This window comes from Corynebacterium sp. sy017, assembly GCF_017918135.1.
Classification (GTDB): Bacteria; Actinomycetota; Actinomycetes; order Mycobacteriales; family Mycobacteriaceae; genus Corynebacterium.
In genome coordinates, this window is sequence record NZ_RZUE01000003.1 from 112,978 (window position 1) to 129,290 (window position 16,313).

12 protein-coding genes and 1 tRNA gene are annotated in these 16,313 nt (G+C 46.9%); 10 read left to right on the forward strand and 3 right to left on the reverse strand.

Annotated features, from left to right (window positions below; translation table 11 throughout):
- Positions 1-4 precede the first annotated feature (4 nt).
- From EML15_RS07020 to EML15_RS07030, 3 genes are all read right to left on the reverse strand, one after another.
- A complete protein-coding gene (locus EML15_RS07020) occupies positions 5-985 on the reverse strand; it encodes a ribose-phosphate diphosphokinase (protein ID WP_144274375.1) in 981 nt (326 codons plus the stop codon).
- Between the two features lie 150 nt (positions 986-1,135).
- A complete protein-coding gene (gene glmU / locus EML15_RS07025) occupies positions 1,136-2,611 on the reverse strand; it encodes a bifunctional UDP-N-acetylglucosamine diphosphorylase/glucosamine-1-phosphate N-acetyltransferase GlmU (protein WP_144274377.1) in 1,476 nt (491 codons plus the stop codon).
- 118 nt (positions 2,612-2,729) lie between these two features.
- Entirely contained in the window at positions 2,730-4,232 is a 1,503-nt protein-coding gene (locus EML15_RS07030; RefSeq protein WP_144274379.1) for an amino acid permease, read from the reverse strand.
- 332 nt (positions 4,233-4,564) lie between these two features.
- Here EML15_RS07030 and EML15_RS07035 point away from each other — a divergent pair, with 332 nt between their 5' ends.
- From EML15_RS07035 to EML15_RS07080, 10 genes are all read left to right on the forward strand, one after another.
- On the forward strand, positions 4,565-5,239 hold the full coding sequence (locus tag EML15_RS07035) for a TetR/AcrR family transcriptional regulator (RefSeq protein ID WP_144274950.1): 675 nt from the start codon (positions 4,565-4,567) through the stop codon (positions 5,237-5,239).
- Positions 5,240-5,330: 91 nt separating this feature from the next.
- Entirely contained in the window at positions 5,331-9,032 is a 3,702-nt protein-coding gene (gene mfd / locus EML15_RS07040; RefSeq protein WP_144274952.1) for a transcription-repair coupling factor, read from the forward strand.
- An 83-nt stretch (positions 9,033-9,115) separates the two neighbouring features.
- Positions 9,116-9,736 (forward strand): MazG nucleotide pyrophosphohydrolase domain-containing protein, encoded by a 621-nt coding sequence (locus tag EML15_RS07045; protein WP_144274381.1) that lies wholly within the window; start codon positions 9,116-9,118, stop codon positions 9,734-9,736.
- A gap of 49 nt (positions 9,737-9,785) precedes the next feature.
- Positions 9,786-10,574, forward strand: coding sequence for a lytic murein transglycosylase (locus EML15_RS07050; RefSeq protein WP_246846986.1), 789 nt, complete (start codon positions 9,786-9,788; stop codon positions 10,572-10,574).
- 127 nt (positions 10,575-10,701) lie between these two features.
- On the forward strand, positions 10,702-11,979 hold the full coding sequence (gene eno, locus EML15_RS07055; protein WP_144274383.1) for a phosphopyruvate hydratase: 1,278 nt from the start codon (positions 10,702-10,704) through the stop codon (positions 11,977-11,979).
- Positions 11,980-12,148: 169 nt separating this feature from the next.
- The gene (locus tag EML15_RS07060; RefSeq protein WP_144274385.1) at positions 12,149-12,667 is read left to right on the forward strand and encodes a septum formation initiator family protein; all 519 of its coding nucleotides are present in this window, start codon (positions 12,149-12,151) and stop codon (positions 12,665-12,667) included.
- Positions 12,668-12,716: 49 nt separating this feature from the next.
- Positions 12,717-13,262, forward strand: coding sequence for a DUF501 domain-containing protein (locus EML15_RS07065; protein ID WP_144274387.1), 546 nt, complete (start codon positions 12,717-12,719; stop codon positions 13,260-13,262).
- Positions 13,263-13,280: 18 nt separating this feature from the next.
- Positions 13,281-14,234, forward strand: coding sequence for a Ppx/GppA phosphatase family protein (locus EML15_RS07070; RefSeq protein ID WP_144274389.1), 954 nt, complete (start codon positions 13,281-13,283; stop codon positions 14,232-14,234).
- A 69-nt stretch (positions 14,235-14,303) separates the two neighbouring features.
- Positions 14,304-14,380 (forward strand) — tRNA-Leu (locus tag EML15_RS07075).
- Between the two features lie 296 nt (positions 14,381-14,676).
- Positions 14,677-16,167 (forward strand): VaFE repeat-containing surface-anchored protein, encoded by a 1,491-nt coding sequence (locus EML15_RS07080; protein ID WP_144274391.1) that lies wholly within the window; start codon positions 14,677-14,679, stop codon positions 16,165-16,167.
- Positions 16,168-16,313 lie beyond the last annotated feature (146 nt).

Sequence of the window (16,313 nt, forward strand, 5' to 3'; positions counted from 1 at the left end):
ACTGTTATGCCTGACCCTCAAAAAGATTAGTTACAGAACCATTCTCAAAAATCTCATGGATAGTCTTAGCTAGTAGTGGTGCGATGGACAATACTGTGAGATTATCCCAACCCTCGGTTGATTGTGGCAAAGTATCCGTGGTGATTACTTCCTTAGCACCACATTGAGAAAGACGTTGTTTAGCAGGGTCGGAGAAAACACCATGAGTACAAGCAATGATAACGTCTTCTGCACCGGCATCGCGCAGTACCCCTACAGCGCCAGCAATAGTTCCGCCTGTGTCAATCATGTCGTCGATGAGCACTGCTGTCTTGCCAGAAACATCACCAACAACGCGGTTCGCAACAACTTGATTAGCAACATCGGTAGAACGAGTCTTATGCACAAAAGCCATAGGCGCATCCCCAAGGGTATTTGCCCATTTCTCAGCAACTTTTACGCGTCCTGCGTCAGGGGAAACCACAACGATATTATCGAGGGAATACTTCTGCTTGATGTAATCAGTCAGAATAGGCATAGCGTGCATATGATCAACAGGACCATCGAAGAATCCCTGAATCTGATCAGTGTGGAGATCCACTGCCACAATACGATCAGCTCCAGCAGTGCGGAGCAAATCAGCAACGAGTCGAGCAGAGATAGGCTCACGACCACGGTGCTTTTTATCTTGGCGCGCATAAGGATAAAACGGCAAAATTGCGGTAATGCGCTTAGCGGAGCCACGTTTGAGCGCGTCAATCATGATGAGCTGTTCCATGAGCCATTTATTCAAGGGCTGGGTGTGTGACTGCAACACAAAGGCGTCAGAGCCACGGACAGATTCCTCAAAACGAACGAAAATCTCACCATTAGCAAAATCCCGCGCGGTGGTCGGGGTCAAAGCAACCCCAAGCTCACGAGCCACTGCCTCGCCAAGCTCAGGATGTGCTCTACCAGAGAACAGCATGAGATTCTTGTGGTTCTCAGTCCAGTTATTGCTGGTCATGTGCGAAAGATACCTTTCCTAATGTGGAACCCACGCCAGATTCGTAGATTCCAGTGGGATACATTGTGTGAGTTTCAAGCACAACTATTTCTAACCTTATACTGCCTGCGCTAAGAGAGAAAAACCATAACGCATTTAGTGCAAGGTGTTTTACTGTTTCTCGTCACCTACTTCAGTGAAAATTCCTTTTTCCTGAGCATCTTCAGCGGCACGAGCTGCAGGGGTATCAGGGCGTTTGCGCATGACCCAATTTTCGATATTGCGCTGTTTACCACCAGATACTGCTAGTGCTCCAGGTGGGACATCGTCACGGATAACAGTTCCAGCGCCAGAATAAGCCCCATCACCAACTGTTACTGGGGCGATAAACATGGTGTCTGAACCAGTACGTACGTGATTGCCAATAACAGTGTGGTGCTTATTGACGCCGTCGTAATTGACAAAGACACTAGAGGCACCAATGTTTGATTCTTCACCCACAGTCGCATCACCGATATAGGTCAGATGCGGTACTTTAGATCCAGCCCCAATGCAAGCATTCTTCGCTTCGACGAATCCGCCAAGTTTTCCACGTTCCCCAAGGGTAGTGCCTGGTCGAATATAGGTAAAAGGACCTACCTGTGCATGGGCACCGATGTGTGAATCTAGACCATGAGTGCGGATAACCTGCGCACCAGTCTCTACAGTCATGTTGTGCAATGTAGTATCTGGACCGATTTCAGCCTCATCACCAATCACACTATTGCCAAGTATTTGGGTGCCAGGATAAATAGTGACATCGCTACCAATTGTTGCCGTTACATCAATCCACGTCGATTCTGGATCGACAATAGTTGCTCCGCCACGCATTACAGCAGCGAGGGTACGGCGATTCAATTCCTTTGCTGCATGCGCAAGCTGTAGCCGATCATTAACACCAGCGAGTTCTTTATGGTCAGGTGCACAGAATGCGCTCACAGTTTTGTGTTGTTGGCGTGCAATAGAAAGAACATCTGTGAGGTACAACTCGCCTTGAGCATTATCAGTGGTGAGGTGTTGTAGATTTTCTCGCAATACATCAGCGTCGAAAGCGAAAACACCAGAGTTGACTTCTTTAATGGCGCGGGTGGCTTCATCGGCGTCTTTTTGTTCCACGATAGCGCTCACAGTGCCGTCGTCGGTGCGAATAATTCTGCCATAGCCAGTGGGATCCTCAACGTGCATACTCATCACGGTTACTGCGCTGTGCGTAGTGGTGTGATGGGTCAGGCAATCCTGGAGTGTTTCAGAACGTAGTAGCGGAACATCTGCGTTAGTTACCATGACGGTGCCGTGGAAGTCAGCTAAGAGTTCCATTGCGCATTGCACTGCATGACCAGTGCCGTGTTGTTGTTCCTGAATGGCAGTATGAATATGGATGTCTAGCTCAGTGGAGATATCGTCGATCGCGGGTGCCACTTGCTCTCGACGATGCCCAATAACTGTAATAATGCGCTCAGGGTGTATCCCCGCCGCCGCATACAATGAATGTGCTAATAAGCTACGACCACCAATGCTATGCAGTGTTTTTTGTGTTTTTGACTTCATACGGGTGCCGGCACCGGCAGCAAGTACGATAACAGCACAAGGCGAATTACTCACGAGTATAAAACTCCTATATTGTGATTAGACTACGTGGCACCAGTGTAATCTCAAATCCATTCTTCGTGCTTATCGACGCTCAAGCAGTACCGTATAGTCTGCAATAGTCTGCGTACGGCTTCTGCTAAAGATAGAGAGAACCAGTGTATAAGCCGATCACAGCAATCAGACCAGCAATGATGATAATTGCGACGATGATCCATTCGAAGAGATTAAAAATCTGTTCTTTTCGATAAATCCTCGTCCACACATAAGGGATAAGACCAGGTAATACTGCAACTGCACCAAAAAGAACATACTTGGGATCAGCTGCATAAATGAGCCATAAAGAATAGGCAAAAGCAATAGTGCCAATGAGCAGATGACGCTTATTATCCTGAGCGGTCATACGCGGACCCGAATCATCAAAACGGGTACCAGCGTGAGGGTGTGTAAAACCTTTACCTCGTACTGCAAGCAAAATGAGATAGAGCGCAGAGAAAATGTAAGGCAACAGGTACATGATGGTAGCAAGTTGCACCATAGAAATATAGGTAGTCTCATTGCAGAAGAAAACAATCACCCAGATCTGAATGGTGATAGTAGAAATCAACTGGGCTACCCACGGCGAACCATTAGGATTAGTTTTACCTAATTTACGTGGCAGAAGCCCGTCGTGAGCCATGAGTACGATTGGCTCAGCACATAACATTTGCCAAGACACATAAGCACCTAGCACGCTCAGACACAGTCCCAAAGAAATAAGTGCGCCACCCCACGGACCAATTACTGCCTCTAGCACTGCTGCCATGGAATTATCTGGTAGTGCAGCTAGCTGCTGCTGAGAAAGTACCCCAAAAGACAAAGTAGCAATGCTGACCAGTAACACCAATACCGTAAAGAACCCAATGAAAGTGGCTTTACCGACGTCAGCGCGAGTACGAGCTTGTTTGGAATAAACGCTAGCGCCTTCCACACCGATAAACACCCACACTGTAAAAAGCATAATTCCTTTGACTTGGTGGAATACATCGGTGCCAGAAGCCTTACCCCAGAAATCCAGGGTGAAGGTGTCCCAGGAAAAACCCAAGAATGCAACGAAGATGATGAAGCAGAAAATAGGGAGAAGTTTTGCAATAGTTGTGATGGCATTCATCATGGCAGCCTGTTTAATGCCACGAGTAAGGCCGAAGAAAATAACCCAGGTGAGGATAGACACTGCAATTGCTTGGGAGAAAAGATGATCCTCGTCAAACAAAGGAATGTAATGCCCAATTGTGGAAAAGAATAGGGTGGCGTAACCAACCTGTGCGATAACGCTGCCTAGCCAATAACCCCAACCAGAGACAAAACCAATAAAATCACCAAGACCGGCACGCACATAGGAATAAACCCCAGAATCAAGGTGCGGTTTACGATAAGCAAGAATGTGGAATACGAAAGCAACAGAGAGCATTCCAATACCGGCAATAAACCAACCAATGAGCATTGCTCCTGGTGCGGCGACAGAAGCGATGTTCTGTGGGAGCGAGAAAATACCTGCACCAATGCAGGAACCAATAATAATGCCCACAAGTGACCACATTTTTACTGTGTGTGACCGTGGGGCAGTAGCGTCGTGTGCTTCAATTCCTGCAGTAGTTACCATTATTAAAAGATAGCGTGAGTAAGTGGATTGAACAAAAAATTTTCCGTATTTTTGTGGTCTTTACAGGTATTTTCGCAAAGTACGAGTCTGTGTTGTATGCTAGTGACCTGTTGAAGAACTTTAGTTAGCACGTAACTATAGCTACCTAATCGCATCTTCAATTTTTCCCTGTGGTGTAATCGGCAACACTACGGTTTTTGGTACCGTCATTCTAGGTTCGAGTCCTGGCAGGGAAGCCCGAAAGCAGACTTTCTTACTTGTGTAGCATATATACACGTAAGAAGGTCTGTATTTTTGTTTTAAGGTGCCCGTGGCAGCGTGAGGGGTAAATGATGTGTTCACATAAAATGACCGGCAAACAACGTCGGGAGCAATTAATCGGTATTGGGCGAGAACTTTTTGCAGAACGCGGTTTCGACGGCACAAGCGTAGAAGAAATCGCTGCTCGTGCTGGCATATCCAAACCAATTGTCTATGAACATTTTGGTGGCAAAGAAGGCCTTTACGCGGTAATCGTCGACCGTGAATTATTACATCTAGAAACAATTATCACCGAGTCGCTTAGCCAAGGGCGCTCACGCGAACGCATCGAAAAAGCAGCATTAGCATTATTGAGCTACGTGGAAACTGACACAGATGGATTCCAGATCCTAGCGCGCGATATGGGGCTACACGCTGAACGACGATACTCCACCCTCCTGAATGAAGCAGTTGCACAAACATCTTACTTATTAGCCAAATCCTTTGAGCGTTCTGGTCTTAACCCTGACTATGCGCCACTGTATAGCCAAGCATTAGTGGGCATGGTTGCGATGACAGCACAATGGTGGCTTGATGAACGCCTCAACGACGATGCCCCTTCCAAAGAAGACGTAGCAGCACATATCGTGAACTTATGTTGGCGCGGACTATCCGGGCTAGAAGCACAACCTACACTCAGCCTCAATGAACTCAAAACCCCTAAAGCTGATGAGGATGGGACGCAATCGGTTAAATCGAGCTCATAAAACTCGAACAGACTCATAAGCTCAATAGAGAATCTATTAGGTAGATAATCGCGTACAAGGGAGATCTATTTTCGTGTCCACATCACCTGCTATGCTCGCTGGTTTACTTGAAGTGGCAGCAACAGATGCCAAAATACAAGGTTTGCTCAGTCAAACCCACCTTTCCTCACTCCATATCACAGCTATTGATCAAGTACGTCCGTGGGCTTTGGCAGCACTAGCTCAAGAAAATCCCATTCTGGTCCTTACCGCCACTGGACGTGAAGCCCAGGATCTTGCTGCAGAACTAGCAGCAATGGTAGGAGAAAACGTTGCATTATTCCCTGCATGGGAGACACTACCGCATGAACGCCTTAGCCCTGGGGTAGATATCATAGGGCAACGAGCACAGGTACTCGATAAACTACACAACTATCAGATTGTAGTGAGCTCGGCACGAGCCCTAAGCCAACCGGTTCTTAATGACCCCGCTTGCTACCAGGCAGTAGTCATTGAACAAGAGAAAGAATATGACTTTGCCAGCTTAACTGAGCAATTGACCTATGCAGCCTATAAGCACGTTGATCTAGTTGCGAAAAAAGGTGAATTCGCAACGCGAGGCGGCATCATTGATGTCTTTCCCACTACAAGCGATTACCCTCTACGCATTGAGTTCTGGGGTGATGAAGTTACTGACATTCGTGCTTTCTCAGTGGCAGATCAGCGCACTCTTGAAGAAATTACCCCGCGCAAGGTAGAGATTTATCCCGCACGTGCTTTGCTACTTGATGATCATATTGCCCAGCGTGCGGAAGAGTTAGCGCGCACATATTCGTCCAATCCCACACTGGTAGAACTCTTGGACAAGATAGCTGCCAAAATACCTGTGGAAGGCATGGAACCACTGATACCAGCCTTAACAGAGGCTCCTTTGGTTTCACTCATTGAGCTCATGGCAGCAGAAGCACATATCATTGCTGTGCACCCAGAAAAAATCCGTCGACGTATCGAAGATCTTAAAAATACAGACGAGGAGTTTCTCGCAGCAGGATGGGAAGCAGCGGCAATGGGAGCAGATGCCCCACTGGCAGCAGATAACCTTGACTTATCAGCGAGTAGTTATCTGTCCTATGCTGCTTTGACGCATATAGTCGAGCAAGGAAAAAAGAAATGGTGGACGTTTGCGTCGCCTGGAATGTTAGAGGCTGCAGAAGATCACACACTCCCGCTTGACTTTACTCCGGCACCTGCTCCTCGAGGAGAACTCGCCAAAATCGACGAGATGATGAGTCTATTGCTGGCACACACCACAGCGGGAGGTCGAGCAGCTTTTATTGCTCCCGCACAGGGCGTAATCAAGCGCATGAAGGAGCGATTTGCGCAAAAAGGAATTCCAACCAGAATCGCTCATGCTGGCGAGCAGCCGCGCCCAGGAGAAGTGACCCTTTATCAAGCGCTTAGCCATGCAGGTGTGGTGTTTTCGCGGATTGCTAGTGTTGAGTCTGCGCAGCAAGAGATGCCAGAACAGTCATTGCCTTTGGTTGTTATTACTGAGACAGATGTCACGGGTAATCGAGTGGGGGATATTGCAGGGGCTAAGCGTCGTCCAGCAAAGAAACGCAACCGAGTTGATCCATTAGCATTGCAGACCGGGGATTATGTGGTGCATGAGACACACGGTATTGGGCGTTTTCTCAAAATGACTGAGCGCACTATTAACACCGGCGAGACGAGCTCTCGACGTGAATATATTGTGTTGGAGTATGCGCCTAGTAAACGCGGGCAACCAGCAGATCAACTGTATGTTCCCATGGATTCCTTGGATATGCTCAGTAAATATGTTGGTGGAGAACAGCCCTCACTATCAAAAATGGGTGGTGCAGATTGGAAGAATACCAAGAAAAAAGCTCGTGCTGCAGTACGAGAAATCGCTGGTGAGTTGATTGAGCTTTATGCTAAGCGACAAGCCGCACCAGGGCATTCCTATAGTCCAGATTCGCCGTGGCAACGAGAACTAGAAGATAATTTTCCCTATGTAGAAACCGAAGATCAGATGTTGGCCATTGAGGCGGTGAAAGCCGATATGGAAAAACCTGCACCTATGGATCGAGTGATTGTGGGGGATGTGGGGTATGGCAAGACTGAAGTTGCGGTGCGTGCAGCTTTTAAGGCAGTGCAAGACGCCAAGCAAGTGGCAGTTTTGGTTCCTACTACATTGCTTGCGCAGCAACATTTAGTGACCTTTAGCGAGCGTATGGCGGGTTTTCCTGTGTCAATAAAGGGATTATCGCGGTTTAGCTCTGATAAAGAAGCTAAAGAGATTATTGCTGGGCTTGCCGACGGTAGTGTCGATATTGTCATCGGCACTCATAGGCTATTGCAGGTAGGGGTGCGGTGGAAAGACCTGGGCTTAATCATTGTTGATGAGGAGCAGCGCTTTGGTGTGGAACATAAAGAGCACATTAAAGCGATGCGTACGCACGTTGATGTGCTGACTATGTCGGCAACCCCCATTCCTCGTACTTTGGAGATGTCTATGGCTGGCATTAGAGAAATGTCTACCATTTTGACCCCTCCTGAGGATCGTCATCCCATTCTTACCTATGTTGGTGTGCAAGAGGATAAACAGATTGCGGCAGCAATTCGACGCGAACTGTTGTGTGATGGTCAAGTATTTTATGTGCACAATAAAGTTGCCGATATTGAGAAAACTGCTCGTTATTTGCGTGAGTTAGTTCCTGAAGCACGCATTGTGATTGCGCATGGGCAAATGAGTGAAGAACTCCTGGAGCAAACAGTCCAAGGGTTCTGGAATCGTGAGTTTGATGTTTTAGTGTGTACGACCATTGTGGAAACTGGTCTTGATATTGCCAATGCTAATACTCTCATCGTAGAGAATGCGCACCATATGGGTCTTTCTCAGTTGCATCAGTTGCGTGGGCGTGTTGGGCGTTCTAGGCAGCGAGGATACGCATATTTTCTCTACCCTAAAGGACATACGCTCAGCGAAACCTCCTATGATCGCTTATCGACGATTGCTCAAAATAATGATTTAGGCGCAGGTATGGCTGTGGCAATGAAAGATCTAGAAATGCGTGGTGCTGGTAATGTTCTTGGCGCGCAGCAATCAGGGCATATTGCAGGGGTTGGCTTTGATCTGTATATGCGTCTTGTTGGCGAGGCAGTAGAAGCATATCGTGGCCTATTATCAGGTAAAGCCATTGATGCTACTGATAATGCGCCGAAAGAGATCCGCATTGATCTTCCAGTGGATGCTCATATTCCAGAATCGTATATCGACGCTGAGCGTTTGCGATTGGAGGTATATCGGAAATGTGCTTTTGCCCATCACGAAGATGATATTCGCGGTGTTATTGAGGAAATGACTGACCGCTATGGTCCGCTTGTTCCAGAGGTAAAGCGTCTATTAGAAGTTGCTCGATTACGTCTTTTGGCTAGAAAAGCAGGAATCAGTGATATTGGCGTACAAGGTGGACGGATAAAAATACACCCGGTGGAACTTGCAGATTCTAAACAAGTGCGTCTCAAACGCCTGTATCCTTCGGCTAATTATCGTTCGGTGGCAAAGGTTATCAATATAGCTATTCCTCGGGCAGGCTCTACTATTACTGCACCTCATGTGCGTGATAGTGAGCTAGTGCAGTGGGTGGCTGACTTCTTGTCGACGATGTTTGATATGGAAAAGATTGATGTGAGAAGTGGCGAAAGCCTAGCAGTAACATCTGGTGACCATACTGACGATAGTGTTTTAGCGAAAAGATCTAAGAGGATTATTAGCGCGCGACAGCGTTAAGTGATAGCCCCTGTCAGGGGCACTGTGTGATCTTTCTTTTCACTTTTACTCCTGCAGCTTATTCAATGGTTAGGATAGTACCTATGATTGTTCTGCTTCTTGATCCGCGTTGGCCAACGATGATTCCTTATTCGGTCATTGCACAGTTACGTGGAAAAGTACAGTTCACTACGGAAGTTCCAGTGAAAGTTCGGTGGGATTTCGATGAGTTTTTGCACAAAGATATTTATTATTCTGATTTGGGTACTCTGCTCGTGAGCACTGATGAGTGGGCACCTGAGGTGCGTGCAGCTCTTGCACAAGGTGCCCAGCTTATTGAAGTACCAAGTCGTGCAGATAGTATCGGACAAGCAGTTGCGGCTATGGAAAGAGCCGTCAAAATAGGTGAGTGGGAGCAGGAACAGACCCATGAGTCTCTTATTCCTTTTCTAGAAGAAGAAACTCAAGAAGTCATTGAAGCTATTAGGCATCGCAGCAGTGACCAGCAATTGTGCCAAGAACTTGGTGACATCTTGCTCCAGGTATTATTTCATGCAGAGATTGCGGCTCGTCGAGGTGCGTTTTCTTTTGCTGATGTTGCAGCTAGCTATGTGGAAAAAATGCGTTCACGTGCTCCTTATTTATTTGACGGCACCGATACCCTTGTTCCCGAGTCGGAGCAACACAGGTTATGGGCTGCTGGGAAAGCATCTGAGAAATCTTAATCGGGTAGGTATCAGTACGGGTAGATATTAGGTAAGCGTCAGGGAAAAGATAAGGAGCAGTGTGCGTCGCGTAGTTGGGTTTGGAGTAATATCGATTCTTGCTGTCATCGTGGTTATCTCTTTTGTTGGTTGGTCATTGTCTTTTATGAAAGGCGAAGCACCCATCAGGCAATTACAACCAGTCCCAGAAGATGTGCCCCCTGCGCGAGGTAGCGAAGTTCCTGAGATTGACGTCGAAGCGCCAGGTCGTACCTCTGATAAATTAGGTTTTTGGGCTGATCCATTAGCTGCTGAGACTTCAATTCCCACTGCCGCTTTGCGTGCTTATGCTAATGCTGAACTTATTGCTGCGCAATCTTGGCCAGAGTGTCATATTAGTTGGAATACTTTGGCAGCAATTGGCTATGTGGAAACTCGACATGGAACCTATTCTGGTGAGTTGTTCAATAATCGCTCTATTGATGAGAATGGCTATGTATTACCACCGATTATTGGCGTGCCGCTCGACGGTTCACCAGGTTTTGCTTCAGTGGCAGACACCGATGGTGGTGAACTAGATGGTGATAGTGAATATGACCGTGCAGTAGGTCCTATGCAATTTATTCCTGAGTCATGGCAACGCTATGGTCGTGATGCCAATGGTGATGGAGTTGCTGATCCTAATCAGATTGATGATGCTGCATTAGGCGCTGCATATTTGTTGTGCGACAATCGTGATTTATCCACTGCTCAAGGATGGGTAAGTGCAGTTCAGTCTTATAATATGTCTGAGGAATACCTGATTAAGGTGCGTAATGCTGCTGCTGCGTATGCTCTAGCGCAACCAGCAACATCATGATGATTGTAGTTATCGCTCGATAGACCACGCTGTGCCATAAGTACGTCTAAAATAGATGAGGGTGCTTTCATGCTGTAGCTTATGCTGTTGTGTGAGAGTGAATATACAAAATTTAAGGAGATAACTTATGGCAGAGATTATGCATATTTTTGCGCGAGAAATCATGGATTCTCGTGGTAACCCAACTGTTGAAGCTGAGGTATTCCTTGACGACGGTTCTCATGGTGTTGCTGGTGTTCCATCAGGTGCGTCGACTGGTGTGCATGAGGCACATGAGTTGCGTGATGGTGGGCAGCGCTATCAGGGGAAAGGCGTATTGGGCGCAGTAGAGAATGTAAATGAGAAAATCGCTGATGAGCTTGCAGGGGTTGAGGCAGATGATCAGCGCGTGATTGACCGTCTCATGATTGAGCTTGATGGCACTGAGAATAAGTCAAACCTGGGTGCTAATGCTATTTTGGGTGTCTCGATGGCTGTAGCTAAAGCAGCAGCTGATAGTGCTGCATTGCCACTTTACCGCTATATTGGTGGTCCTAATGCTCATATTTTGCCTGTGCCGATGATGAATATCGTCAATGGTGGTGCTCATGCCGATTCAGGTGTTGATGTGCAGGAGTTTATGATTGCTCCTATTGGTGCTGAGTCTTTTGCGGAAGCATTGCGTATGGGTGCAGAGGTGTACCACAGCTTAAAGTCTGTTATCAAAGCACAGGGACTATCTACTGGTTTGGGTGATGAGGGTGGTTTTGCCCCTTCTGTTGATTCCACAAAAGCAGCCCTTGACCTCATTATGGAGGCAATTAAGAAAGCTGGTTTTGAGCCAGGCAAAGATATTGCCCTTGCTCTCGACGTTGCGTCGTCGGAATTTTACCGCGATGGTAAATATCACTTCGAGGGTGGAGAGCACAGTGCTGAGGAAATGTCGGCAGTATATGCACAACTTATTGAGCAATATCCAATCGTGTCTATCGAAGATCCACTTCAAGAAGATGATTGGGAAGGCTACACCGCTCTTACTGCAGCCATTGGCGACAAAGTACAGATTGTCGGTGATGATTTCTTCGTGACCAATCCTGCGCGTTTACAAGAGGGAATTGATAAAAAAGCTGCCAATGCTTTGCTTGTGAAAGTAAATCAGATTGGTACATTGAGTGAAACTTTTGATGCTGTTGATCTTGCGCATCGCAATGGTTATCGCACAATGATGTCGCACCGCTCTGGTGAAACCGAAGATACCACCATTGCAGATTTAGCAGTGGCTCTTGGTTGTGGTCAGATTAAAACTGGTGCGCCTGCTCGTTCCGAGCGCGTAGCAAAATACAACCAGCTTCTTCGTATTGAACAAGAGCTTGGTGACGCGGCTGTATATGCAGGTCGTTCAGCTTTCCCACGGTTCCAAGGGTAAAACTCTACAGGCAAAGCTGGCGGAATAATGTTATATGGAGCACCACACTGGTGATCCATATAACTAAAACAAACGCAATAACGCCTTGAGAGTTCCTCGATTTTCTTAGTGCGAGGTCTTAGGCGTTGTTGCGTGACATCATGGTGTTAATCAGTAGAATAGAAAATCTATGGCAAGAAATTCACGGCGAGTTGTTCCAGTGGTCAATCGCTCTACCCGCAAAAACAGAGCTAAAGTGGCTTTGCCCAAAGTGAAGCTTTCTGTGCGTGAATTAATCATCCTTGGTGTCGTTTCTATCATTGTTCTTTTCTTAATTTTTAGTCCGCTACGTAATCATCTACAGCAGAAAGCAGAGATTGCGCGCGTAAGTGCTGCTATTGAGCGAAAAGAAGAGCAGAAAAAACAGCTCATCGAGCAGATAGAAAAATATCAGTCTGAGGCTTATATTCGTGAGCAAGCTCGCACCCAACTTGGTGTCATTGCCCCTGGGGAAACTGCTTTTAGGGTTATTGAACCTCCTCAGGCACAGAATCAAGATCAAAAAGTGGGCACAGAACACGCTGATGCAACTCAACCGTGGTACGAGCTGTTATGGGATAGCGTTACCGTTCCAGAAAAACATCAGCCGCAGGAAGAAACTGCCACAGAACCAATGAACTTGCCAATTATGCCTACTGAGACGCCTTGATTCCTAGCCGAATAGAATTAGCGTTGCTACTCATGACACAATGGCAGCTATGAGTGTAAGTCCACATGATTTAGATATTGTCGCGCAGCAATTAGGCAGAACTCCTCGAGGCGTACTCGATATTTCTTATCGAACTCCCGACGGACAACCAGCGGTCGTAAAAACAGCTCCCAAGCTAGACGACGGTACCCCATTCCCAACGCTGTATTACCTCACTGATCCACGTTTAACTGCTGAAGCCTCACGCTTAGAGGTCGCCGGTGTCATGGTATGGATGACCCAGCGTTTGGCGGAAGATACAGATTTGGCAGCTGATTATCGTCGTGCGCATGAGTTTTTTCTTGAAAAACGCAATGCCATAGCAGATTTGGGCACTACTTTCTCTGGGGGAGGAATGCCTGATCGTGTGAAATGCCTCCATGTTCTTATTGCCTATGCACTTGCTGAGGGGCCGGAGCATTTTAGACTCGGTACGGAGGCGGTGGCACTTGCTGCTGATCATGGTCAATTGCGCGGCAGTGCTATTGATGAGCAATGGCCTAGCTGCGCTGAGTTAGGTATTGATCTGGCACAATTTGATTTTAGCCACGCATAAAGCATAGAGGTAGAGAAGATGACGCGATTAGCAGCAGTAGATTGTGGTACTAATTCTATTCGTCTCCTCATCGCTGAGGTTGATGAAAATGGTGTCCATGAGGTGTTTCGGACAATGCGCATTGTGCGTCTTGGGCAAGGGGTGGATGCGAGCGGAAAATTATCCGCAGATGCGCTTGAACGTACTCGTGAAGCATTAAGCGAGTACGTAGAGATCATGAAGCGAGAGAATGTGCAAAAAGTGCGCATGGTAGCAACATCAGCGACACGGGATGCAAGCAATCGCGATGAGTTTTTCGCTATGACCAGACAACTCCTATCTGAAATTGATGATGGTTCCTGTGCAGAAGTAATTAGCGGTGAAGAAGAGGCACAGCTTTCTTTTCAAGGAGCTGTTGCAGATCTTGACGCACAAGATGGGCCGTTTTGTGTCATTGATTTAGGTGGTGGTTCCACTGAGTTTATCGTCGGGACTGCTAGCGGTGATATTCTTGGCGCTTATTCTGCCCAAATGGGTTGTGTGCGTTTGACTGAAAGAATTATGCGTAGTGATCCACCAACTGAGACTGAAGTGGAAATAGCTGCTGAATATGTGCAGGAGCAGTTAGAAAAAGTAGTTGAGGTGGTGCCTATTGCGCAGGCACGTACTTTTGTTGGTTGTGCAGGTACTTTTACTACTTTGAGTGCTATTGCAATGGGCTTAGAAGAATATGATGCGCGAGCTATCCATGATTCACGATTGGGGTTGGACGGATTGCGTGTAATTACTACGCAGCTTATTGCAGAGACTAATACACAGCGTGCGACCCATCCGGTGATTCATCCTGGAAGGGCGGATGTTATTGCTGGTGGGAGCGTGGTTATCAATGGGATCATTGAGCTAATAAAACAGCGTACTCAGGTTTCTCAGATTGTTATCTCGGAAAAAGATATTTTGGACGGTATCATTGCGCAGCTTGCGCATTCAGTTTAGTGAGAAACAAGGTTATGACCTGCTGTTTAGGGTTTGAGGGCGCAATCTACTAAACTAGGTTGCGCGAAAGCCCCCATAGCCCAATCGGCAGAGGCAGTGGACTTAAAATCCATTCAGTGTGAGTTCGAGTCTCACTGGGGGCACCACTACTAGCATAACCGCTGGAAAATAGAGGCATGGGACCTTAAGGGCGTGCCCAAAATATCCAAATAAAAATGATACGACGCTAGGGTATCACCAAGATTAAAACCTCTTATTCTCGTATGAGGGGGGGTATTAACCCGATATTTGGGGTGATTAAGCAAACTTTTTTGTTCTTAGCGATTGACAAGCGGGGGAGAGTCGGTAAGTTTTTACTTGCGACGGTGCGGATTAGTGCTGTGGGCATAAGTAAAATGCAGGACTTATTTTGTGTGCAAGAAGCACAACGAGGAGCTTGTTAATGATGTCGGAATCAAAACGCGTTACAAAGCGCTTGGTTTATGGTGCAACAGCTAGCGTTCTAGCTTTTTCGGGCTTGACCTTTGCTGCTGGTGTGCCAGCAAAAGCAGCTACGAACCCTCTGACTGGTGCAGTTTTGGCTTGGTATGATGCAGATGGAGATGGTCAGTTCGATAGGATAAATACTGCGAGCACTGACCATGTACTAGCTTTGCCTGGAGTGAAAGTTGATCTCTACAAAGCTGGTGCTGAAGGGCAAGAACCTGAGAAGATCGACACTGTTACCACAGGTAATGGTGGAGTGTGGTCATACAATGATGATTCCATTGCTGATACTGACACGATTATTGCGTCGGTAACTAATCCTAATCCAGAAATTTATACGGGATTTGACTTTGCATATGCTTGGAATGACCAAAGAGAAATTAATGGTACAACCGAGGCAAAGATCATTAGACCAGCGGCACAATGGGATGGCAGTAATGACAGAATCCTATTGAAAATTGCTGATGAGGAAACTTTCAAGAGCCTAGAATCGCCAGAGAGTCGCAATGTGTCCGCGCCTACTTTCAAGGCAGCTGCTTCTTTCAACGATGAGCAGGATAAATGCATTGAGACAGGACAAAACATTGTCGAGACGATCACATATGAAAATCTCATTCCTAATAAGATTTACAGGATCGACGCGAAATTGGTGAATGAGAAAGACGAGACAGTTCTTGGTACTGCTTCACATCCATTTACTCCTACCGAGTCCTCAGGTACAGCAAATGTAGTAATTCCGGTTGATCCAGACGTAAAGGACATCGAAAAAGCAGTAGTGGTTGCCTCTGTTATTTCCAAGCAGGTGGATAAAGAGGGTGTTTACGCACCACGAGGTGAGCAAGACGCAAATATCATCGCTGATGCTGAGGAGCTAGCTAGTGCCGATCAGGTTCTCACATCGGTGTGCGAGCAACCTGCACCAGTAGCCCAGCAACCTCCTGCTGGATCGGAGAGTGGGACTGAGTCAGCAGAGGATAATTCTGAGTCTGCGACCGCAACAACTACCACCACGACGACCAGTGCGGCTAAGGAGGAAGAGTCTGAGTCTGCGACCACGACCACCACACCAGCACCTGAACCTAAGCCTTCTGCTGATAATGAATCAAATGATTCCGATAGTGATAAAGCTGAAAGCGCTGACCAAGCCCATGTTTTGCCAAAGCCTGAGGTTACGGTTACTACCACCACGGTAAAAGAAGAATCTAAAGAAACTGTAAAGGTAGTTGAGTCTCAGGAGCCAAAGGCAGAATCAAAGAAGGAAGAGAAAGCCGCACAAGGCAAAGAGCCTGCTGTTTCAGTGACAACTGTGAAGACCAAGGCTAAAACTAGCGGAACTGAAGCAAAAACCTCTCGTAGTTCCGAGGTGGCTGGAACGAAAGAGCGCAAAAAGATTAAGTCTGTTCCTTCTGGTTCGGTAGTTGCAGGTGTTCCAGCATATATCGCCTAAGCTACAAGTAGTGCAATGTGATAATTCGTTTTTCCATATGATGGTGGAACAATAAAATCGAATTCAATTGTCTACATGGATGGCAGATTGTAGTCAAGAACCATATGTACCACAGCGGTGCATATGGTTTCTTTTTGTGGAAATCA